This window comes from Mesorhizobium sp. PAMC28654 (assembly GCF_020616515.1).
GTDB lineage: Bacteria > Pseudomonadota > Alphaproteobacteria > Rhizobiales > Rhizobiaceae > Mesorhizobium.
The window spans coordinates 3,122,610-3,145,117 of the sequence record NZ_CP085135.1 but is presented as its reverse complement, the minus strand read 5'-3'; the positions used below and the strand labels follow the sequence as shown (position 1 = coordinate 3,145,117).

Sequence of the window (22,508 nt, the reverse complement as noted above, 5' to 3'; positions counted from 1 at the left end):
AAGTCTTTCGACGGCGCGCTTATGGACGAACACGGCGGAACGATCAAGACCGGCGTTGGCTCCAGCCACGCCGCCTATTCATCCACCTCGGTTTGGGTAACGGATGGCGATGCCTTTGGCCCGCGCCTTGTCGCATTGCGCCGGATCATGCCGAAATCGGCGCCGCCGGTGGCGAAGGCGGTGATGAAGTAGAGCATCGCTCCGCCGGCAACGAGCAACAGAAGCGTCGTGGCCTTGATCAGCAGCGGCGAGCCCGAGCCAAGCCTTACCGCGAAGTAGTGTTCGGCGAAATAAAGCGCCGCGCCCATCACGATCGCCGACAGCACCAATCGTGGAATGCGCTTCAGCAAGGGCACGTCGCGGCCCCAGTGGCCACGCCGGATCAGCATGGCGAGGAGCATCAGCGCATTGACCCAGCCGGCGACGGCCGAGGCCACCGCGATGCCGGGCGCGCCCATTGACGGAAACAGCGACAGCGCCGTGGTGACATTCACGGCCACCGAGATGGCGGCGAAGATCATCGGCGTGCGCGTATCCTCGCGGGCGAAATAGCCGGGCGTGAATGCCTTGATCAGAACGAAGGCCGGCAAGCCAAGGCCGAAGATCGCCAGGATCGCCGCCACGGTCGGCGTCGAATGGTTGGCGGCGAACGCCCCCCGCTCATAGACCAGCCGCACGATCGGCTCGGACATCACCCAGAGCGCCGCCGCCGCCGGCAGGGTTAGGAACAGGGTGAACTCCACCGAGCGATTCTGCAGATTCGCGGCTTCGATCAGATTGCCCGACTTCAGCGCGCGCGACAGTTCGGGCAAAAGCACGATGGCGACGGCGACACCGACGACGCCAAGCGGCAGCTGGTAGATGCGATCGGCATAAGCGAGCGAGGACCGCGCTGTTTTGCGCCGACGCGATCGCCGTGCCGATCAGCTGGTTGATCTGGGTGATGCCGCCGGTGATCGCGGCCGGCAGCGCCAGGATCAGCAGCCGCTTGACGGAAGGCGTCATCTTCGGCCGGCGGAAGCCGACCGAAATGCCGGCATGACGCACAGCCACCCAGACGATCGCCAGTTGCACCAGTCCCGCCGCCAGCACGCCCCAGGCAAGGCCGAAGCCGACGGTGCGAGCATCCGAGCCCTTGTACCAGGCATAGGCGAGCACGCCGATCAGGATGATGTTGAGGAACACCGGCGCCACCGCGGCGGCGAAATAGCGTCGCAGCGAGTTCAGCATGCCCGCCATCATGGCGCCAAGCGACATGCAGATCAGGTAGGGGAACATGATGGTCGCCAGCGCCACCGTCATGTCGAATTTTCCTGGTGTCGAGGCAAAGCCCGGCGCCACCAGATAACGCACGATCAGCGGCATCGCCAGTTCCATGGCGATGGTCAGCGCCAGCAGCGCCGTGAACAGCACGCCGAACACTTCCTCCGAAAAGCGCTTGGCGCCGTCGGTGCCGTGCGTTTCGATCTCCTTGGCGAAGAGCGGCACGAAGGCGGCGTTGAAGGCGCCCTCGGCGAACAGCCGGCGGAAGGTGTTGGGGAACTGGAAGGCGGCGTTGAAGGCGTCGGCGATCGGCCCGGTGCCGAGCGCGGCCGCCATCAGCATCTCCCGGCCGAAGCCAAGCGCCCGGCTCATCAACGTGCCGGAAGCGACCGTCGCGAATTTTCTGACAAGGCTCATAGGTCTGGAAACTGCCTGCGATATTGGGACAAGTGGGGTAGGGACGTCACTCGGCGGCCGCCTTGGCCTTGCCGCGGCGCTCGGGCGCGATGCCTTCCAGCGCTGCTATCAGCCTGTTGCGGATGGCGTTGATGCGGGCCGGGCTGTCGATCTTCTGGCCGGTGAGATCGGTGACATAGAACGTGTCGATGACCTTTTCGCCGAACGTGGTGATGTGGGCCGAGGCGATATCGAGCGAAAGGTCGGACAGCGCGCCGGTGATCTCCGACAGCAGGCCCGGCCGGTCCAGTCCCTCGACTTCGACCACCGAAAACCGGTTCGACAAGGTGTTGCGGATTTCGGCGCGCGGCGGGATCTTGAACACCTTGGAGCCGCGCCGCGGCTTGGTGCGCTTCTCGATCATCTCCGGCAGCCAGCTCTTGCCGGACAACACGTCCTCGATCAGGCGGCCAACGCGCTCGGCGCGACGGCTTTCATCCTCGTCGCGGTCGAATTCCCTGGAGATCAGGATGGTATCCAGCGCGCGGCCGTCCGATGTGGTGAAGATCTGTGCGTCGACAATGTTGCCGCCGGCTCCGGCGCAGGCACCGGCGATGACCGAGAGCAGGCGGGGATGATCCTGCGCCAGCACGGTGATTTCGGTCACCGCCTCGAACTCGCGGGTCTTGACCATGGTGGCGAGCCTGTTGCCGGCCACATCCGCTTCGCGAATGAATTCGGCGTGACGAATCTGGTCGGCGAGGTCGACAGCCAGCAGATAGTTCTCGTAGTGCAGGGCGACATAGCGCTTGCGGGCCTCGTCGGGCCAGTCGGCAAGCGCCTCGGCAAGCCGCTCTCGTGCCGCCGCCGTGCGCTGCGCGCGCGACACTTCCGAAAACCCCCCGGTCAAAAGCAGTTCGGTCTCGTAGTAGAGCGTGCGCAGCAGCTGGCCCTTCCAGCCGTTCCAGACGCCCGGCCCAACCCCCCTGATATCGCAGACAGTGAGAATGAGCAGCAGCTTCAGCCGTTCGACCGACTGCACGATCGCTGCAAAATCCTCGATCGTCTTGCGGTCGTTGAGATCCCGGGTCTGTGCCGTCATCGACATGACGAGATGGTTCTCCACCAGCCATGCGACCGTCTCGGTGTCGGCTGGCGACAGCCCCATATGCGGGCAGATACGCCGCGCGATCCTGGCGCCAGCTTCCGAATGGTCCTCCGGCCTGCCCTTGGCGATGTCGTGCAGGAGCACGGCGACATAAAGCGCCTCGCGGCTCTTCCTCAGGCCCGGCATTAGTGTGTGGGAAAGCGGATGGATCTTCTCGCCGTCGCCGCGCTCGATCTCGGCGAGCACGCCGATGCAGCGGATGAGATGCTCGTCCACCGTATAGTGGTGGTACATCGAAAACTGCATCATGGCGACGATCTTGCCGAAGTCCGGGATCAGCTTTCCCAGCAGGCCCGCTTCGTTCATGCGCCGCAGATTGAGCTCGGCATTGCGGTCCGACGTCAGGATGTCGAGGAAAAGCCGGTTGGCCTCCTGGTCGCGCCGCAGCGACTTGTTGACCAGCCCGAGCGAGCGGGTCAGCAGCTTCAGCGCGTCCGGATGGAACTCCAACCCATGCTTGTCGGCGAACCAGAACAGCCGCAGAAGATTGACCGGATCGCGCTCGAACACCTGGTCATCGGCGACATTGATGCGGTGGTTGTCGACGATGAAGTCGCTGGTGCCGGCGAGCTTGCGCTTGCGGCGCTGGAAGGTGAGGAAGATGCGATTGAAGCCCGGTACATGCTTGGCCTGCTCCTCCTCGAGCGCGGCGCAGAAGATGCGGGTGAGGTCGCCGACATCCTTGGCGACAAGGAAGTAGTGCTTCATGAAGCGCTCGACCGCCGAAAGGCCGGGATGGGTGGTGTAGCCAAGCCGCTCGGCGATTTCGCGCTGGATATCGAAATGCAACCGCTCCTCGGCCTTGCCGGTGAGGAAATGCATGTGGCAGCGCACGGCCCAGAGAAAATCCTCGGCCTTCTGGAACTCGCGGTACTCGGCCTCGGTGAAGACGCCCTTGTCGACCAGTTCCTCGCCAGTACGCACGCGGTAGAAATACTTGGCGATCCAGAACAGCGTCTGCAGGTCACGCAGGCCGCCCTTGCCGTCCTTGACATTGGGCTCGACCAGATAGCGGCTTTCGCCGGCCTTGGCATGGCGCTCGTCACGCTCGGCGAGCTTGGCCTGCACATATTCCGGCCCGGTCGTTCGCACCACTTCGTGGTCGAAGCGCAGCATCAGTTCATCATAGAGCTTGATCTCGCCCCACAGGAAACGCGCCTCGAGGATTGAGGTCCGGATCGTGACATCGGTACGAGACAATCTCAGGCATTCGTCGATGTTTCGGGTGGCGTGGCCGACCTTCAGCCCCAGGTCCCACAGCATGTAGAGCATGTACTCGACGATCTGCTCGCCCCACGGCGTCTGCTTGTAGGGAAGCAGGAACAGGAGGTCGATGTCGGAGCCCGGCGCCAGCGTGCCGCGGCCATAGCCACCCACGGCGACAACGGCCATGCGCTCCGCCGATGATGGGTTCTTCACCCTGTAGACGTGGGTGACGGCGAAATCATAGAGCGCGCGGATGATCTCGTCCATCAGATGCGACAGCCGCTCGGCGCAGGCGGTGCCGCCGCCATCGTCCATCAGCATGCGCTCGGCTGTCTTGCGACCGTCCGCCAACCTGCCCTTGAGAAGCTGGAGAACGCCTGTGCGCGCGGCCTGGCCGGAGCCATCGCCGGCCGTCGCCACGGTCAGCGCGCTCATTTCGCGGCGCAATGCTTCGCCGTCGATCAGTTCATCGAGCTTCAGGGAGATTCTTGCCATAAGTGCCGGTTGGCCTCGCCTTTTCGGCGGCGTCTATAGCGCGTTTTCGTGGTCGTGGGTATGGGGCGGTGAAAGCCGGCACAAACCGCTGCTAATCCTTCGGGTCGGGCGGACGGAAGGGGATGACCCGCCTTTGCCGCCGCCGGCGGAAATCGACAATGTGCCGGATGAGCCGCCCGACTTCGGCCTTCGCCCTCTCAACAGCGGTCTTCCTGCGTTTCTCGCCGGTCGCGGTTACAGCCCATTGCATATCCCGCTTCTCCTTGAGCAGACTTGGCAATTCGGGCGTCTTGTAGCCAAGTAACTGACCTTGCACGCAAAGTGCGGGAATAAGCTGGTAGATCGTCTTGCGAGGCAAGATCGGAAAAGCCGGGTTGAACACAAGGTCATCAACGGCGACGCTGATCTCCCTGCTTGCCTCGACAAGGTCGCTCGCGGTTCGCTTCGAGACGATGTAGCCGGCGGTTCCCATATGGTCCGCGAGGAGACTGGATATCGAAAAGCCGGGACCGGCGGGAATCAGTTTCCGCCCGACCATGGTTTTCTGGAAGAAGGTCTCCAGTTTGATGATGTCCGCATCGGCCGGGATCCAGTCGGCATTGCCAAGCAATGCGCCCGCCCTCGCGGAAAAGACGACATCGTCCTCGAAAATCGCGGCGTATGAGGCGTCGCCGCTCGCGATGATCGTCCAGCAGGCTCTATGGCTGAGCAGACAGGCGATCTCGCCACCAGTCAGGCGCAGCCGCTGTGTGTACGGGACATTCTGCGGCATGTGGTCGAGTTCGGGGCGATCCTGAGCGTCGATAGCCTTGACCCGTTCAAACGCGATGCCGATGCGGGTGAACTCCGCCGTGATGTGAGCAAGCCGGTCTCGTGAACGATCGAGATTGATAACCAGGCACTTCATTTCGACCGGGATCATTTCAAGACAATTCGGAACTGAAGGTCACGGCGAAGATTTGCGGGTCGTGCCGGCTGGCCTCGCCTTAGGGTGGCCTCTATAGCGCGTTCTCGCGGCGCTGGGTACGAGGCGGGCGGAAATGCTCGCCGCGGTAATCGAACGGGATGACCTTCGCCTGCCTGAGCCGGCAGAAATCGGTGATCTGCCCCACCAGCCGCTTGATTTCGATCCCGATTTTCTTCGTCAATCCGGGCTTGCGTCGCTCCGCACGGCCGCTTGCAAGCAACAGATCCATGCGTTGAGCCTTGATCAGGCTCGGCAATCCGACGGCCCTGTCGCCAAGGAACTGGTCCTGCGCACAAAGCGCTGGAACGGACTGGTAGATGATGTTCTGGGACGATGTCGCGAGATTGGGGTTGAACATGACCTGATCGACCGGGATCCCGATCTCACGGGTTCCGTCGATAAGGTCGCGTGCGGATTGTCTTGATATGACGTAGCCACCCGTACCGATGTGAACCCCGTACAGCCTGGACAATGAGAGGCCTTGACCGAGGGGAATACGTTTTCGGCCGATTATGGTTTTATTGAAGAACGTCTCCAGCTTGACGATGCCGGCATCGGCGGGGATCCAGTCGGAACTGGTCAGCAGAGCGCCGGCTTGTTCTGAAAAGATGACATCGTCCTCGAAAATCGCTCCGTAAGGCCCGTCTCCTTGCGCGATGATTTCCCAGCAGGCTCTGTGGCTGAGGAGGCAGCCAATCTCGGAGCCGGTCAGCCGCAGTTTGGTCACGCGGTTGGCGTGCATTTGTATTTCGTCGAAGTCTGGCCGATCCCTTCCGTCGATCGCCGCCACGCGCTCGAACGCCACGCCGAGCCGGGCAAATTCGGCCGTCATGTGGGCGAGCCGGTCCTTGGATCGGTCGAGGTTGATAAGCAGGCATTTCATCGGGCGGATCGATGCAGTCCGAGGCGATGGCGTCAAGAGCACAGCGTTGCGATCGCGCGTGGATTTCTCAATTCGAACCTGCTCCCGCCCGCAGGGATACCAAAAAAGCGGGAAATTACCCCTTGACCTTCCAGTTACTGGAAGCGGTACCTCCGTATGGAGATTGAGGCATAAAGGCATTTTTCGATGGCGCATTCCGATCATGATCATCACACGCACGCGCATGGCAGCTGCTGTTCCGCGAACGCGGCTCCGCCCGCCGGCGACGCCGTCGTGCGCGATCCGGTCTGTGGCATGACGGTCGATCCGGTAGCGGGCAAGCCCACTGCCGAATATGGCGGCCATCTCTTCCATTTCTGCAGCGAACGCTGCCATTCGAAATTCGTGGCGGAGCCGGAAAAGTATCTGACGGCTACCGACCCCGTCTGTGGCATGAGCGTCGACCGCTCCACGGCGAAGCATTTCCTGAGCCATGAAGGCCATGGTCTCTATTTCTGCTCAGCCGCCTGCATGGCTAAATTCGCAGCGGAGCCTCGGAAGTATCTGGGCGAAAGGCCGGCGCCACAGGCCATGCCAAAGGGCACGCAATACACCTGCCCGATGCATCCGCAGATAATCCGCGACAAGCCCGGATCCTGCCCGAAATGCGGCATGGCGCTGGAGCCGATGGGCGTGCCCACCGGCGATGAGGGTCCTAATCCCGAACTGGTCGATTTTACCCGGCGGTTCTGGGTCAGCGCGGTTCTGTCCGTGCCATTGCTGGTCGTTGCCATGGGGCCGATGCTCGGCCTGTCCTTTGCAAACCTCATCGATGAGCGGGTGCTGGTATGGGTGGAACTGGCATTGGCGAGCCCGGTGGTGCTGTGGGCGGCAATTCCCTTCTTCCATCGCGGCTGGGAGTCCGTCCTCAACCGCAGTCCCAACATGTGGACGCTGATTTCACTCGGCGTTGGTGCGGCCTATCTCTACAGCGTCGTCGCCACCTTGTTTCCCGACATCTTTCCGCATCAGTTCCGCGGCCATGGCGGCAAGGTGCCGGTCTATTTCGAGGCATCCGCCGTCATCGTCGCGCTGGTCTTTCTCGGCCAGGTGCTGGAACTTCGCGCCCGTGAAAAGACCGGCTCGGCCATCCGTGCGCTGCTCGACCTTGCGCCCAAAACCGCGCGGCTGATCAGCGAGGACGGTTCCGAAAATGATGTTCCGCTCGACGCGGTCAAGACCGGCGACCGGCTGAGGATCCGCCCCGGCGATGCCGTGCCGGTCGACGGCAGCGTGCTGGAAGGTCGCTCCTCGATCGACGAATCGATGATCACCGGCGAGCCGCTGCCGGTCGAAAAGACTCAAGGCGACGCCCTTACCGGCGGCACGCTCAACAAGAACGGTTCGCTGATCATGCGCGCCGAGAAGATCGGCGCCGAGACCACGCTGGCGCGCATTGTCGAACTCGTCGCCAAGGCGCAGCGTTCGCGCGCGCCGATCCAGGGACTTGCCGATCGCGTGTCTTTCTATTTTGTCCCCGCTGTCGTCCTGATCGCGCTCGCGGCTTTTGCCGCCTGGGCGATATTTGGCCCCGAGCCAAGTCTGATCTACGCCATCGTCTCGGCGGTCTCGGTGCTGATCATCGCCTGTCCGTGCGCGCTCGGGCTGGCGACCCCTATGTCGATCATGACTGCGACCGGGCGCGGCGCGCATGCCGGCGTGCTGATCAAGGCGGCGGCGGCGCTCGAGCGCTTTGCCTCGGTCGACACGCTGATCGTCGACAAGACCGGAACTCTGACCGAAGGCCGCCCGCGGCTGACGGATGTCGTGGCCGTCGAAGGCGTGGCGGAAAATGATCTGCTGGCGCTCGCCGCTGGCCTGGAAAAAGGGTCCGAGCATCCGCTGGCCGAAGCCATCGTCGAAGGTGCCCGCGAACGCGGCGCCAGCATCGCCGATGCCAGCGATTTCGAGGCGACAACAGGCAAGGGTGTTTCCGGCACGGTGTCGGGAAAGAATGTCGCGCTTGGCAATGCCGCCATGATGGCCGATCTCGGCATCGATATCGCAGTGCTCGCCGAGCGGGCAGGCGCGCTTCAGGCCGACGGCAAGACGGCGATGTTCGTTGCCGTGGAAGGGAAGCTGGCCGGCATCGTCGCCGTCGCCGATCCCGTCAAGGCAACCACGGCCGAGGCGATCAAGGCGCTGCATGATCGTGGCCTCAGGATCATCATGGCGACCGGCGACAACGAGCGTACGGCGAAGGCTATCGCCAAGCGGCTCGGCATCGATGAAGTACGCGCCGGGTTGATGCCGGAACAGAAGGCGGCCCTCGTCGAGGAACTGCGCGCCAAGGGTGCCGGCGTCGCCATGGCTGGCGACGGCGTCAACGATGCGCCCGCACTCGCCGCCGCCGATGTCGGCATCGCCATGGGCACTGGCGCCGATGTGGCGGTCGAAAGCGCTGGGATTACGCTGGTCAAGGGCGACCTCAACGGCATCGTCCGAGCCCGCACGCTCGCCCAGGCGACGATCGGCAACATCCGCCAGAATTTGTTTTTCGCCTTCCTCTACAACGTGCTCGGCGTGCCCGTCGCCGCCGGTGTGCTCTATCCGCTTACCGGCACGCTGTTGTCGCCAATGCTGGCGGCGGCGGCGATGAGCCTGTCCTCGGTTTCGGTCATCGCCAACGCATTGCGGTTGCGCACATTGAAATTGTGAGGATCGCCCCCAAATACGAAATCCCAATCAACAGGAGACCATGAATGACCTTCGCTAAAAAACTCGTGCTGTTGCTGATGGCGGCGGGAATGTTGCTTGCCGTCTTCCTCGAAAGCGTTCCGGCTCAATCCGAGGAGATGAAACACGACATGAGCGCGATGGCCATGAGCGCCGCAAGTCCTTCGACCGACGGCTACAAGGCGGCCATGGACAAGATGCACACCGACATGATGGCGGTGGAATATTCGGGCAATGCCGACGTCGATTTCGTCCGCGGCATGATCCCGCACCACCAGGCCGCGGTCGACATGGCCAAGGTCGAACTTGCCAACGGCAAGGATCTGGAAATTCGCAAGCTGGCCGAAGCGGCGATCGCCGCCCAGGAAGCCGAGATCAAGCAGATGCGGGATTGGCTGGCCGCCCATCCGGTGAAGTAGCGCGGCTGCGCGCCGGGCCGGAAAGATGCTTTGCGGATTTCTTCCGATGTCTATGATGCCTTCAGCATCGATCGCGCCACGCCGGGAGCCCCCATGTCATCTGCTTTGAGAACAACGACGCTGCCATGCGGGGAAACCGTTCCGGTGCTCGGTCAGGGCACATGGAAAATGGGTGAAGACGTTCGGCGCGGCGCCGATGAGGTCAAGGCCCTGAAGCTCGGGCTTGACCTCGGCATCACGCTGATCGACACGGCGGAAATGTATGCGAGCGGCGGCGCTGAGGAGGTGGTGGCTGAGGCCATTGCCGGGCGCCGCGACGAAGTCTTCCTCGTCTCCAAGGTGTTGCCGTCCAATGCATCACGCTCCGGCGTGCAGCTGGCCTGCGAGAAAAGCCTGAGGCGTATGCGCACTGATCGCATCGATCTCTATCTGCTGCACTGGCGCGGCGGCGTGCCCTTGGCCGAAACGGTCGAGGCTCTTGAGGCGCTGCGCAAGGCCGGAAAGATCCGTCACTGGGGTGTCAGCAATTTCGACACCGACGACATGGAGGAATTGGCCCGCCTGCCGGCCGGGGGCAACGCGCAGACCAACCAGGTGCTCTACAATCTGTCCCGGCGCGGTCCCGAATTCGACCTGATGCCCTGGGGCCGACAGCGTGGCATCCCGCTGATGGCCTATTCGCCGGTCGAGCAGGGGGCACTGGCCCGCAGCGCCAAGCTTCAGGCCATCGCCGGCCGCCACAACGTGACCCCGGCCCAGATCGCGCTCGCCTGGGTGATGCGCGGGGATGGCGTCATCGCTATTCCCAAGGCCACCAGCCAGGAACATGTTCGCCAGAACGTCGCCGCGCTCGACATAAAGCTCACCGGCGAGGATCTCGCCGAACTTGACCGCGCCTTTCCACCGCCGACGCGCAAGCGCGGCCTGGAGATGATCTAGCCGGCGTCCAGTCGCGCCCGCGCTCGCGCTCGCTGCAGCGCGCGCGAAAAGACCGCCGTGTCGTCGAAGGCACGAGCAAGGGTGAGTGCACCCTGGATGAGGGCAATGATCTCTTCGGCAAGGGCGATCGCTTCGGGCTGGCCGTGCCCGGTGCGTTTCAGCGCCTCGGCCAGATGCGAGACCCAGTGGCCGAAATAGCTGCTGATCTGCCTGGCGAAATGATTGCGGGCGTCGTCCAGCGCGAATGCGCCGATCAGGCAGACGCGGCGCCCGGACTGGAAATAGCGGTCGGTCGCCTCGAACATCTGCTCGATGCCCGCCCGAGAGTCGTGTGTGTCCTGCAAGGGCATAAACACGTTCGTTTCGAACCAGCCATCGATATGGGCGATGACGTCAGCCGCCATCTCTTCCTTCCCGCCGGGAAAGAAATGATAGAGGCTTCCCTTGCCGAGCCCCGTCGCTTCGCTGATCAGTGACAGGCTGGCACCTTCATAGCCATGCCTGCGGAAGACCTCGGCCACAACAGCCACAAGGCTGTCGCGATCGGGCGCGATCCTGCGCACGTGGCCCTTATAATCCGAGTTCGGAAAGGCTGGGATGATCGTCGGGCCGGCGGCCGAGCGGCCAGTGATATTTGCGCTCGCTCTCAGCGATAGGCAGGTCGTTGATGCTGGCCAGCCGCTGGCGCATCAGCCCGGCGGCGTCGAATTCCCAGTTCTCGTTGCCGTAGGAACGGAACCAGTGGCCGCTGTCATCGCGCCATTCATAGGCAAAGCGCACCGCGATGCGGTTGTCGTGCCAGGCCCAAACCTCCTTGATGAGGCGATAGTCGAGTTCGCGCGCCCATTTGCGGGTCAGGAATCCGACAATCTCGGGCCGGCCGGTGACGAACTCGGCGCGATTGCGCCACACGCTGTCCTCGGTATAGGCGAGCGAAACCCGTTCCGGATCGCGGCTGTTCCAGGCATCCTCGGCCATGCGCGCCTTCTGCGCGGCAGCTTCGGCGGTGAAGGGCGGCAACGGCGGACGGCTCATGGTGTTCTCCCAAACGGCCGAGACACGGCCGGGTCGAAAGGACTGTACCGTACGGTACAATGATGTCAAGACGGGTGGGGCAGCGTCGCTACGGCTTTCCCGCCAACCCCTTCAGCCGATACAGCGCATCCAGCGCCTCGCGAGGCGTCATCTCATCGGGGTTGATCTCGCCGAGTGCCGCGCCCAGTGCATCGTTCTTCACCGGCTTTGGCGCCTCCCGTTTCAGCGCCACGGAAAACAACGGCAGGTCGTCGACAAGCCGGTTCGTCTTGCCGGAAACCTCGCCTTCCTCCAGCTGATGCAGCACTTCCTTGGCGCGTCCGACGACAGCCTCCGGCAGGCCAGCCAGTCGCGCCACCTGCACGCCGTAGGACCGGTCGGCGGCACCCTTGCCGACCTCATGCAGGAAGACGACATCGCCCTCCCATTCCTTCACCCGCATGGTGACGTTGTGCAGTCGCGGCAGTTTCCCCGCCAGCGACGTCATCTCATGGAAATGGGTGGCGAAGATCGCCCGGCAGCGGTTCTTCTCATGCAGATATTCGACCGCGGCCCAGGCAATCGACAGGCCGTCGAAAGTGGCGGTGCCACGGCCGATCTCGTCGAGGATCACCAGCGCCCGCTCGCCGGCCTGGTTGAGGATCGCCGCCGTCTCGACCATCTCGACCATGAAGGTCGAACGGCCACGCGCCAGGTCGTCCGATGCGCCGACACGCGAAAACAACCGGTCGACGACGCCGATATGAGCTGATGCCGCCGGCACGAACGAACCCGTCTGGGCAAGGATCGCGATCAGCGCGTTCTGCCTGAGAAACGTCGACTTACCGCCCATGTTGGGGCCAGTCAGCAGCCAGATGGCGCCGTTCTTGGCGCCGCCCTCCGGCGATAGGTCGCAGTCATTGGCGACGAATGGCCCTTCGCCCGAACGCCGCAGCGCCTGTTCGACCACCGGATGGCGCCCGCCTACGATTTCGAAGGCGAGGCTGGAATCGACGATCGGCCGGCACCAGGCCTCGCTTTCCGACAAAAGGGCAAGTGCGGCCGAGACATCGAGCACGGCCAGCGCGTCGGCTCCGGCACGGATCTTTTCCGCTTCGCCAACGGCTTCAGCTGTCAGCGTGTCGAAGGCGGCGAGTTCGATGCTCAGCGCCCGGTCGGCGGCATTGGCGATCTTTGTCTCAAGCTCGGCCAGTTCCGTCGTGGTGAAACGCATGGCATTGGCCATGGTCTGGCGATGGATGAAGCGAGCCTTCGCGCCGTCGCTGCCCGTCATGATCGCATGATGGTTGGCCGTTACCTCGATGTAGTAGCCAAGCACATTGTTGTGCCGGATTTTCAGCGAGCGAATGCCGGTCTCGTCGATCAGCGAGCGTTCCAGCCCGGCGATCACTTTTCGCGACTCATCGCGCAGCGCCCGCATCTCATCGAGTTCGCCGTGATAGCCGCCACGGATGAAGCCGCCATCGCGCTTGAGCAAGGGCAGTTCGTCGCCGAGCGCCTGCGTCAGATGCCCGGCGATCGTGCGTGGCAGGGCCCGGATCGCCTCGAGCGCCGCCGTCAATTCCCCGGGCAGGGCAGCGGCAGTGAAAATTCCGGCGATCGCGTCAGCCGCCTCGAAGCCGGCGCGCAGCGCGCCAAGATCGCGCGGGCCACCGCGGTTGAGCGCCAGCCGGGAGAGGGCGCGCGGCATGTCGGCGACGCTTTTCATGCTCGCCCGCACCATCTGCCACAGCCGGACTTCCGAGCGGAAGAACGACACCGAATCGAGCCGTGCCGTTATCGCCATCGGGTCGGTCAGCGGCGCCATCAGCCGGTCCGCCAGCATTCGCGCGCCGCCGCCGGTCACAGTGCGATCGATCGCCTTGAACAGCGAGCCCTCGCGGCTGCCGGACGTTGTGCGCAGCAGTTCCAGATTGGCGCGTGTCGCCGGGTCGATGAACAGGGTGGAACCGGCTTCCTCGCGCTCGGGTCGCGACAGTGGCGGCCGTTCGGCCTTCTGTGTCTTCTCGACATAGGCAATGGCGCCCGAGATCGCCGACAGTTCGGCTCGGGAAAACGTGCCAAAACTGTCCGGCGTCGCCACTTCGAAGAAGCGGGCGATGCGCCCCGCGGCCGAGGCCGAATCGAACAGCGAAGGCGGCTGCGGGCTGGCGATGCGGCCGAGCACGTCGAACACCGGCTTCAGTTCCGGATCATGGAACACCGGCTCGGCGACGATCAGCTCGCGCGGATCGACGCGGAAGACATCGGCCAGCAGCCGGTCGGCGGTGGTCTCGGCAACGCGGAAAGTGCCGGTCGATATCTCTATCCAGGCAATCGCGAAGCTGTGCTCAGCGCCGCCCTTCACCCGGCCCAGCGCCATCAGGAAACTCGATTCCGACGGCGCCAGCAATTTGTCCTCGGTGATGGTGCCCGGCGTCACCAGCCGCACCACGTCGCGGCGCACCACCGATTTTGAGCCGCGCTTCTTCGCCTCCGCCGGATCCTCGATCTGCTCGCACACGGCGACGCGAAAACCCTGGCCGATCAGCTTCTGCAGATAGTCGTCCGCCGCATGCACCGGCACGCCGCACATCGGAATGTCCTGGCCCTGGTGCTTGCCGCGCTTGGTCAAGACGATGCCCAGCGCCCGGCTCGCCTTCTCCGCATCGTCGAAGAACAGCTCGTAGAAATCGCCCATCCGGTAGAACAGCAGCGAATCCGGGTTCGCCGCCTTGATCTCGATGAACTGCTCCATCATCGGCGTGACGGCGGCAGTGGCGATCGGCGAAGGCGTCACCGCCTCGGGGGCGTCGGGCTCGTTAGGGGCGTGCATGTTCATGCGCGGCACGCTAGCAGATGTGATCGCGTGGTTTAATGCCGGAGCTTCGAAAAACAGGGGACGACGGAGGCGGTGGCTTGCCGGCATTGCAAGGGGTTGGAAGCTGACCTAATCATCCCTCGAGGCTGCGGTAGGTGGCGATGAACAGGTTTCGTCAGGAATCGTTCCAGGAGATGGTCGGTCCTATCCGTTCACCCTTTGAGCGGGTGCGGCTGGACATCGCGTCACGCGCACGCCGGCTCTTCAGCAAGGCTCGGCTTTCGGCCGATAAGCGAATGCCTTTCTTTCTTCCGATGCGCGGCCCCTTGAGGGACCTCGACGGCAGCATGGTCGTTTCAATTTACGCGTTGAGCCGCGATCCGCTTATCCTTTACACGACGATCGGTGGTGGACGTCCGCTCGCCACGGTTGCCGCTATCGGCCGGCGCCTGGCGGACCAGCCCGCAACATTCCTGCTGATGCCGAACTGGACATTGGAACGGCCGGCCGCCGTCGACAGGATGGGCAGGGATCTCGCCTGGTACCGCGAGCGGTTTCCGCTTCACGAGCTGATTTTCCTCTGCAACACCGAGGAGGAGCGCCGCCTTGTTACCGCGGTCGGCGGAACCGCGATCTTTTCCAATCACAATCTCATGGTCTCGGAGGATGTCTTCCGCCCCCTGCCGGATGAACCCATCCTGTTCGATGCCGTCTACAATGGCCGCATCTCGCGCAGCAAGCGGCACTATCTTGCTTTGGATATTGAGAGACTGGTCCATATCGCCTTTTCGATCGGCGAACTGCCACCGGACGGTGCTCGCGCCTTTGTGCGCCGCCTGCAGGCGCAATCGCCGCTGCACAGCATCGCCAATCCGATCGTCGACGGCATGACTGCCCATCTGACCGCACCTGAAATCAATCGCGTCTATAACCAGGCTGCGGTCGGGCTCTGCCTGTCGGCCGTGGAGGGGGCGATGTATTCCTCCATGGAGTATCTGCTCGCCGGCCTGCCGATCGTCAGCACGCCGAGCCTTGGTGGCCGGGACGTCTTTTTCGATCCGGACTATTGCATGATCGTCGAACCGGAACCGGCCGCCATCAGGCGCGCGGTCGAGCGGCTTCGCGACCGCGCCATCCCGCGCGAGGAGATACGTGGCCGCACGCTGGAGAGGGTGCGGACCGGGCGACTTGAGTTGATGGCCTATCTGTCGGCGCTCAAGCGGCGCCTGGGCAGCAGCGACCCGCCTTTCTCTCAATGGCCATTTCCAGGCACCGGGGCCTTGCTACGCAGGGCCACACTGCGCGAGCATGCACGTGAAATAGCGCAGGCCGACTCCTGATCGGTCGTGTCCGCATTGAAGCAGCTTTGCCAAGCTTGGCGGTTTACACGGGGCGGCGCGTAGTCTTAATTCGAAGCCATACAAAGCACCCGCTTCAAGGAGGTGCTGCATTGGCGAGGAAATCAAAAGCATCATGGCCAGGAAAACCGAGAACAGCGGTCCGTCCGTCAGCGCTCAGGAAGCGCTTGAGTTCCATGCCATGGGCCGTCCCGGCAAGCTGGAGGTCGTCGCGACAAAACCGATGGCGACGCAGCGCGACCTGAGCCTTGCCTATTCGCCGGGTGTGGCCGTTCCCGTGCTTGCCATCGCCGAGGACCCAAGCCGCGCCTTCGACTACACGACGCGCGGCAACATGGTAGCCGTCATCTCCAACGGCACCGCCATTCTCGGCCTCGGTAATCTCGGCGCGCTGGCGTCGAAACCGGTGATGGAAGGCAAGGCTGTGCTGTTCAAGCGCTTCGCCGATGTCGATTCCATCGACCTCGAGGTCGATACCGAGGATGCCGACGAGTTCATCAACTGCGTGCGCTTCCTCGGCCCCTCCTTCGGCGGCATCAATCTCGAGGATATCAAGGCGCCGAAGTGCTTCATCATCGAGCAGCGCCTGCGCGAGCTGATGGACATCCCGGTCTTCCATGACGACCAGCACGGCACAGCCATCATTTCGGCCGCCGGCCTGATCAACGCGCTGGAAATCACCGGCCGCGACATGAAGAACACCAGGCTGGTCTGCAACGGCGCCGGTGCGGCCGGCATCGCCTGCATCGAATTGATGAAGGCAATGGGCTTCGCGCCCGAAAACATCATTCTCTGCGACACCAAGGGCGTCGTCTTCCAGGGGCGCACCGAAGGCATGAACCAGTGGAAGTCGGCGCATGCGGCCAAGACCGAGGCCCGCTCGCTGGCCGATGCGCTGGACGGCGCCGACGTGTTCCTCGGCCTCTCCGCCAAGGGCGCGCTGACCACGGCCATGGTACAGTCGATGGCCAAGAACCCGATCATCTTCGCCATGGCCAATCCCGACCCGGAGATCACGCCGGAGGAAGTGGCGGAGATCCGCACCGACGCCATCATGGCGACCGGGCGTTCGGACTATCCGAACCAGGTCAACAATGTGCTCGGTTTCCCTTATATTTTCCGTGGCGCGCTGGACGTGCGGGCCACCACCATCAATGACGACATGAAGATCGCCGCCGCCCAGGCACTGGCCGCGCTGGCGCGCGAGGACGTGCCCGACGATGTCGCCGCCGCCTATCAGGGCAACCGGCCGAAATTCGGCCCAAACTACATCATTCCCGTACCATTCGACCCGCGCCTGATCTCGGCCATCCCGATTGCAGTCGCCAAGGCTGCAATGGACTCAGGCGTTGCCCGCAAGCCGATCCTCGACCTCGACCGTTACGCGCAGGAGCTGTCCGCCCGCCGGGACCCGATCGCGTCGACCCTGCAGCGCATCTATGACCGCGTCCGCCGCCAGCCCAAGCGCATCGTCTTCGCTGAGGGCGAGGAGGAACAGGTCATGCGCGCCGCCGTTTCCTATGTGAACCAGCGGCTCGGCACCGCCATCCTGCTTGGCCGTGACGATGTCATCAAGGAAAACGCCAAGCACGCCGGTATCGATCTCAACAAGCAAGGCATCGAGATCATCAATGCGCGGCTGTCGCGCCGCAACGGCATCTACACCGACTATCTCTACGAGCGCATGCAGCGCAAAGGCTTCCTGTTTCGCGACTGCCAGCGCCTGATCAACAACGACCGCAACCATTTCGCCGCCTGCATGGTGGCGCTGGGCGATGCCGACGGCATCGTCACCGGCGTCACCCGCAATTATTCGACCGCACTCGACGACATCCGCCGCGTCATCGACGCCAAGCCCGGCCACCGAGTCATCGGCGTGTCGATCGTGCTGGCGCGGGGCAGGACCGTGCTGGTCGCCGACACCGCCGTGCATGACATGCCCAACGCCGAGCAGATCGCTGATATCGCCGAGGAGGCGGCAGGCTTTGCCCGCCGCATGGGCTATGAGCCGAGGCTCGCCATGCTGGCCTACTCCACCTTCGGCCATCCGCAAGGCGAGCGTTCCGAGAGGGTGCAGGAAGCGGTGCGCATCCTCGACAAGCGCCGCGTCGATTTCGAGTATGACGGCGAGATGGCCGCCGACGTCGCACTCAACGCGCGGGCCATGGCGCAGTATCCGTTCATCCGGCTGACCGGCCCGGCCAATGTGCTCATCATGCCGGCGTTCCACTCGGCCTCGATCTCGACCAAGATGCTGCAGGAACTCGGCGGCTCCACCGTCATCGGCCCGCTGCTTGTCGGCCTCAACAAGCCGGTCCAGATCGTCTCGCTGAACGCCAAGGACTCGGACATCGTCAACATGGCGGCGATCGCGGCGTATACCGCAGGGGCTTGACGAACGTTCCGCGAAGCGGATGAAAAGCCACCGATTTGGCTTTTCGAGCGAGGCAAGACGAATGGTCGGCTGAATTCAGCCCGCTGAAAACGCGCGGGCCGCTGCGGCGACCTCTGCAACCAGATCCTGCCTGAGCATGTCGAGGGGAACGCGGCCCTCTAGATGCGCCGAGGGGCGTGTTAGCCAGAACCAGGCAAGCCTGGGATTCGTGATGGCGGACTGTACGTCGCTGATACCCGCGACCGGCCGGCCATCGACGAACTGCGCAAGCGGGAACACATGCTTGCGGCCGCCCGTTCTCAGGGCAACGACATCATTGCGCTTTTGCCAACGATGTAACGTCGACCGCGCGATGTGCAAATTCTCTTCCAGATAGGTCGATCCAGCGACGAGGCCCGCCCAGTCTTCGATAAGCATCGATTCGAAATCGTCGGTCTGTTTGCGCTGGCTTGAGGGCACGGCCACCACGGCAGGTATCGGTTCCGTAACGATTGGGGCCTGCTCCAGGCCGGCGATCTTCGCCTCGTTGCGGCGCGTGGCTTCGACGGCGAGTGTTCGCACGAACTTCGACGCCAGGCCGGCCAGGTCGCCCTGGATGGCGTCGATGGCACGTTGATGTCTGGGCGAAAGGGACGTTACGGCCGCGGCGACGCTGCCGGCGATCTTGCCGGCGGTGGCCAACGTATGGGCGTCAACGACCTCATTGCGTTGAACCAGCAGGCGCTCCACTTCCTTTGCGACGACAGTTGCGAATTCATGGTGTCGGATTTCATCCGAACTGTTTTGAAATTTGGTCATGCATTATCCTTGCAAGCCGCCACGCGTTGCAGGAGTGCTGATACGGCCGAACGCCTATATGGGAAGAACGCCTATCCAGATGATCGGCAACGGCAATTGCTACCGATGCGCGCAAGCGCGCGATCTGTATCTCGCATTGTTTTACCCCACGACACTACGGCCGGACACCCCCGGGCCAATCGACTCGCGGCGCGCATGTCAGTCTACGCGCCCCGAGCTTCATTCGCGTGTAGGTGCCATGTGTGACAGACAAACGACGGCGGGCCGATGGTTCCGAAACCAATTGATCGCGCCCCGAACTCCGACGAAGGGACTACGAACCATGAAAGCGATGCGCCTTCACCGTTCGAAGCTCGAAAGGCCAGGAGATTGGTATCTCGTTGACCAGGCGGAGCGCGTCTCACCTTACGGAGAGGAGGCGGATAGGCCTTACAGCAATCCCGCCCGTTCGGCCTCGTGGCGCAGATTCTGCCTTGGCCTTGGCCCAATCTGCTGGATCACCAGTCCGGCGGCCAGCGAGCCGAGGTCGCCGCAGGCTTGCAGGTCGCGGCCCTGTGTGTAGCCATGCAGGAAGCCTGCGGCATAGAGGTCGCCGGCGCCGGTGGTGTCGACCAGTTCCCGGATCGTCGTCGCCTTGATGATGACGGTCTCGTCGCCGCGCACGATGACCGAGCCCTTTTCCGAGCGCGTCACGGCGGCGATCTTGCAATCCTTGCGGATCAGCGCCAGCGCGTCCTCGAAGGATGAGGTCTGGTACAGCGATTTGATCTCGTGGCTGTTGGCGAAGACGATGTCGACGGTGCCCGAGCGCATCAGCTCGAGGAACTCGTCGCGATAGCGGTCGACGCAGAACGAATCCGACAGTGTCATCGACACTTCGCGGCCGGCGGCGTGGGCGAGCTTGGCCGTCTGCCGAATCGCCTCCTTGGCGCGGGGCGGATCCCACAGATAGCCCTCGAAATAGGTGACCTTGGCGCCGGAAGCCTTGTCGGCCTCGACATCCTCCGGCCCAAGCTCGACGCAGGCGCCGAGATAGGTGTTCATCGAGCGCTCGCCGTCCGGTGTCACGAAGATCATCGAGCGCGCCGTCGGCGGCTCGCCATTGAGCGGCCTGGTGTCGAAGGCGACGCCCTGCGCATGGATGTCGTGCGCGTAGATTTCGCCGAGCGCATCGCTGGAAACCTTGCCGAAGAAGGCGGCGCGGCCACCGAAGCTGGCGATGCCCGCCGCCGTGTTGCCGGCGCTGCCGCCGGAGGCTTCGATCGCTGGGCCCATGCGGCTGTAGAGCAATTCGGCGCGTTTTGTATCGATGAGGTTCATCGCGCCCTTGATGATGCCGTTGGTCTCGAGGAACGCCTCGTCGCACTGGGCGATGATGTCGACAATCGCGTTGCCGATGCAAAGCACGTCATAATCCGGCATCAATTTCTCCGCCAAGAACCCGCCGGCTTTCTGCCACGCCGGCCGGGCGCGGGTCTAGCGATTTGGAATGGGTTTGCCTAGCGCTGATCCCGAAAATCGGAATCGACCTGGTGTCCAGGCATGCATGCCGGGTGAGGCGTCATCATTATTCGACCGTGGTAGAAGCATTTCGCCCCGGCGGTGCCTACAACGCGGCGTACCGATCACAGTCCGAAGGCCCCGCCATGCCTGCCAAGAACGATATGACCACCGACCTCGCACTGCTGCTCGTGCTGGCTGTGCTTTGGGGCGCCTCCTATACGTTCATCAAGATCGGCGTCGAGACGATCCCGCCGATAACGCTGATCGCCGCCAGGACCCTGATCGCCGGCGCCATCCTCGTTGCGATCATCCGCTGGCGCGGGCTGACCATGCCGCGCGATGCGGAAAGCTGGCGACGCTTCGCCTTCCAGGCATGTCTCAACAGTGTCGTGCCCTTCACCCTGGTCGCCGCCGCCGAGCGCTCGGTTGACGCGGGCCTCGCCACGATCCTCAATGCGACGTCGCCGATCTTCACCTTCCTGCTCACCGCCCTCATCACCCGCCATGAGCCGGTGACCATGCGCAAGCTGATTGGCGTCGGCGCGGGCATAGCCGGAATAAGCCTGATCGTCGGCACCCAGGCGCTCAGTGGCATAGGTCACCAATTGTGGGCGCAGCTTGCCATCGTCGCGGCGACGATCAGCTATGCGGGCGCAGCCATTTTCGGGCGCGGCTTCAAGGGCCTTGATCCGATGCTCCCGGCCGCCGGTTCCATGGTTTGCGGTGCCGTCATGCTCGTGCCCTTGAGCCTGTGGTCGACCAGCCATGGACGCTGGCGCCGTCGATGGCTTCGATCCTGGCTCTGCTCGGCCTGTCGGTATTTTCCACCGCGCTGGCCTTCTGCATCTATTTCCGCCTCATCCATACTTTGGGCTCCGTCGGCACCACCTCGCAAGCCTATCTGCGCGTGCCGATCGGCGTCGGCATCGGCGCCATCTTCCTCGGCGAAAGCCTTGGTTCCAACGCATGGCTGGGGATGGGTTTTGTCGTCGCCGGCGTCGCGGCGATGACCATTCCCGTTCGCAAGCCGGCGCTCGCCCGCTAGAGCAAAATCCGAGCGGATAGAATCGATAGGGGTTTCGTTGGGATTGGAAATCTGATTCAGCATATCTGCTGGATTCGGAGGCCGGCATGGCATGGCGAAATCCTTATCGGAAGATTTGCGGGCTCGGGTGGTCGCAGCGGTTGATGGCGGCCTGTCGCGACGGGCGGCAGCGGCGCGATTTGGCGTGGCGGCGGCAAGCTCGGTGCGTTGGGTCCGGGAATGGCGCGAGACCGGAGCCACCTGCGCAAAGCCGCAGGGCGGCGACAGGCGGTCCCACCGCGTTGAAGCGTATCGCGACATCATCCTGGCGGCGATCGAGAGGCGGGTGGACATCACGCTGGTCGAACTCGCCGAGTTGCTGCGACAGGAGCATGGCGCGTCGTTTGCGACGAGCACGATCTGGCGGTTTCTCGATCGTCACTCCATGACCTTCAAAAAAAACGGCGCACGCCAGCGAGCAGGAGCGGCCAGACGTGGCGGCGCGACGAAACGCCTGGTTCGACGCCCAGCCCGATCTTGATCCCGAGCATCTGGTCTTCATCGACGAGACCGGAGCCTCGACAAAGATGGCTCGACTGCGGGGGCGCACGAAGCGCGGGATGCGGTGCCGATCGCCAATCCCGCATGGCCATTGGAAGACGACGACGTTCACCGGCGCCCTGCGCCTCACTGGCATGACCGCGCCAATGGTCCTGGACGGCCCGATGACTGGCGAATGGTTTGTCGCCTATGTCGAGCAGGTTCTCGTGCCGACGCTGCGGCCCGACGATGTCGTGATCCTCGACAACCTGCCGGCGCACAAAAGCGCAGCCGCCCGTGTGGCGATCGAAGCAACCGGCGCAAGGATGATGTTCCTCCCGCCCTATTCCCCCGACTTCAACCCGATCGAGAACGCCTTTTCCAAGCTGAAATCGATTCTACGCAAAGCCGCCGCACGAACCGTCGCGGAATTGTGGGATACCATCAGCGCCGCACTGCCTTGCTTCACACCAACCGAGTGCGCCAACTACTTCGCCGCAACAGGATATGAGCCGGAATGATCAGATTCTGCTCTAGCAAGGTTGCGCTCGCGGCTTGCGCTGCCTATCTCGGAGGCGTCTCCTCCGACACAGGTTGAAAAAAC

Annotated in this window: 14 protein-coding genes and 2 pseudogenes; 7 read left to right on the top strand and 9 right to left on the bottom strand. The window is 63.5% G+C overall.

The window, feature by feature from the left end:
- Nucleotides 1–74 precede the first annotated feature (74 nt).
- The 4 genes and pseudogenes from murJ to LGH82_RS15405 all read right to left on the bottom strand — a co-directional run bounded on the left by murJ (nucleotide 75) and on the right by LGH82_RS15405 (nucleotide 6,327).
- A pseudogene (murJ, locus tag LGH82_RS15420) lies at nucleotides 75–1,680 on the bottom strand (murein biosynthesis integral membrane protein MurJ).
- A gap of 46 nt (nucleotides 1,681–1,726) precedes the next feature.
- Nucleotides 1,727–4,528 carry a [protein-PII] uridylyltransferase gene (locus tag LGH82_RS15415; protein ID WP_227349276.1) on the bottom strand — a complete coding sequence of 934 codons (2,802 nt, stop codon included), beginning with the start codon at nucleotides 4,526–4,528 and terminating at the stop codon, nucleotides 1,727–1,729.
- A gap of 91 nt (nucleotides 4,529–4,619) precedes the next feature.
- Nucleotides 4,620–5,450 carry a glycosyltransferase family 25 protein gene (locus LGH82_RS15410; RefSeq protein WP_227349275.1) on the bottom strand — a complete coding sequence of 277 codons (831 nt, stop codon included), beginning with the start codon at nucleotides 5,448–5,450 and terminating at the stop codon, nucleotides 4,620–4,622.
- Between the two features lie 76 nt (nucleotides 5,451–5,526).
- Nucleotides 5,527–6,327, bottom strand: coding sequence for a glycosyltransferase family 25 protein (locus LGH82_RS15405; RefSeq protein WP_413771449.1), 801 nt, complete (start codon nucleotides 6,325–6,327; stop codon nucleotides 5,527–5,529).
- A gap of 237 nt (nucleotides 6,328–6,564) precedes the next feature.
- Here LGH82_RS15405 and LGH82_RS15400 point away from each other — a divergent pair, with 237 nt between their 5' ends.
- The 3 genes from LGH82_RS15400 (at nucleotide 6,565) to LGH82_RS15390 (ending at nucleotide 10,451) form a co-directional block, all read left to right on the top strand.
- Entirely contained in the window at nucleotides 6,565–9,075 is a 2,511-nt protein-coding gene (locus LGH82_RS15400; RefSeq protein ID WP_227349274.1) for a heavy metal translocating P-type ATPase, read from the top strand.
- A gap of 44 nt (nucleotides 9,076–9,119) precedes the next feature.
- Entirely contained in the window at nucleotides 9,120–9,512 is a 393-nt protein-coding gene (locus tag LGH82_RS15395; RefSeq protein WP_227349273.1) for a DUF305 domain-containing protein, read from the top strand.
- 93 nt (nucleotides 9,513–9,605) lie between these two features.
- Nucleotides 9,606–10,451, top strand: coding sequence for an aldo/keto reductase (locus LGH82_RS15390; RefSeq protein WP_227349272.1), 846 nt, complete (start codon nucleotides 9,606–9,608; stop codon nucleotides 10,449–10,451).
- Here LGH82_RS15390 and LGH82_RS15385 read toward each other — a convergent pair.
- The 3 genes from LGH82_RS15385 to mutS all read right to left on the bottom strand — a co-directional run bounded on the left by LGH82_RS15385 (nucleotide 10,448) and on the right by mutS (nucleotide 14,307).
- On the bottom strand, nucleotides 10,448–11,014 hold the full coding sequence (locus LGH82_RS15385) for a TetR/AcrR family transcriptional regulator (protein ID WP_227349271.1): 567 nt from the start codon (nucleotides 11,012–11,014) through the stop codon (nucleotides 10,448–10,450). The two genes, LGH82_RS15390 and LGH82_RS15385, sit on opposite strands and share 4 nt — an antisense overlap.
- A gap of 7 nt (nucleotides 11,015–11,021) precedes the next feature.
- The gene (locus LGH82_RS15380) at nucleotides 11,022–11,486 is read right to left on the bottom strand and encodes a DUF1348 family protein (RefSeq protein WP_227349270.1); all 465 of its coding nucleotides are present in this window, start codon (nucleotides 11,484–11,486) and stop codon (nucleotides 11,022–11,024) included.
- A gap of 88 nt (nucleotides 11,487–11,574) precedes the next feature.
- Nucleotides 11,575–14,307, bottom strand: a complete 2,733-nt coding sequence (gene mutS, locus LGH82_RS15375) for a DNA mismatch repair protein MutS (protein WP_227349269.1) — start codon at nucleotides 14,305–14,307, stop codon at nucleotides 11,575–11,577.
- Nucleotides 14,308–14,582: 275 nt separating this feature from the next.
- Here mutS and LGH82_RS15370 point away from each other — a divergent pair, with 275 nt between their 5' ends.
- Nucleotides 14,583–15,626, top strand: a complete 1,044-nt coding sequence (locus LGH82_RS15370; RefSeq protein ID WP_227349268.1) for a glycosyltransferase — start codon at nucleotides 14,583–14,585, stop codon at nucleotides 15,624–15,626.
- Between the two features lie 133 nt (nucleotides 15,627–15,759).
- The gene (locus LGH82_RS15365) at nucleotides 15,760–18,039 is read left to right on the top strand and encodes an NADP-dependent malic enzyme (RefSeq protein WP_227349267.1); all 2,280 of its coding nucleotides are present in this window, start codon (nucleotides 15,760–15,762) and stop codon (nucleotides 18,037–18,039) included.
- A 75-nt stretch (nucleotides 18,040–18,114) separates the two neighbouring features.
- Here LGH82_RS15365 and LGH82_RS15360 read toward each other — a convergent pair whose 3' ends face one another.
- Nucleotides 18,115–18,837 carry an antitoxin Xre/MbcA/ParS toxin-binding domain-containing protein gene (locus LGH82_RS15360; RefSeq protein WP_227349266.1) on the bottom strand — a complete coding sequence of 241 codons (723 nt, stop codon included), beginning with the start codon at nucleotides 18,835–18,837 and terminating at the stop codon, nucleotides 18,115–18,117.
- Between the two features lie 429 nt (nucleotides 18,838–19,266).
- The gene (locus LGH82_RS15355) at nucleotides 19,267–20,259 is read right to left on the bottom strand and encodes an adenosine kinase (RefSeq protein WP_227349265.1); all 993 of its coding nucleotides are present in this window, start codon (nucleotides 20,257–20,259) and stop codon (nucleotides 19,267–19,269) included.
- 224 nt (nucleotides 20,260–20,483) lie between these two features.
- Here LGH82_RS15355 and LGH82_RS15350 point away from each other — a divergent pair.
- Nucleotides 20,484–21,385, top strand: a pseudogene (locus tag LGH82_RS15350) (DMT family transporter).
- A 91-nt stretch (nucleotides 21,386–21,476) separates the two neighbouring features.
- A protein-coding gene (locus LGH82_RS15345; RefSeq protein WP_227343924.1) for an IS630 family transposase occupies nucleotides 21,477–22,425 on the top strand; the annotation gives its coding sequence in 2 pieces (ribosomal slippage) (nucleotides 21,477–21,820 and nucleotides 21,819–22,425; 951 coding nt in all).
- Nucleotides 22,426–22,508 lie beyond the last annotated feature (83 nt).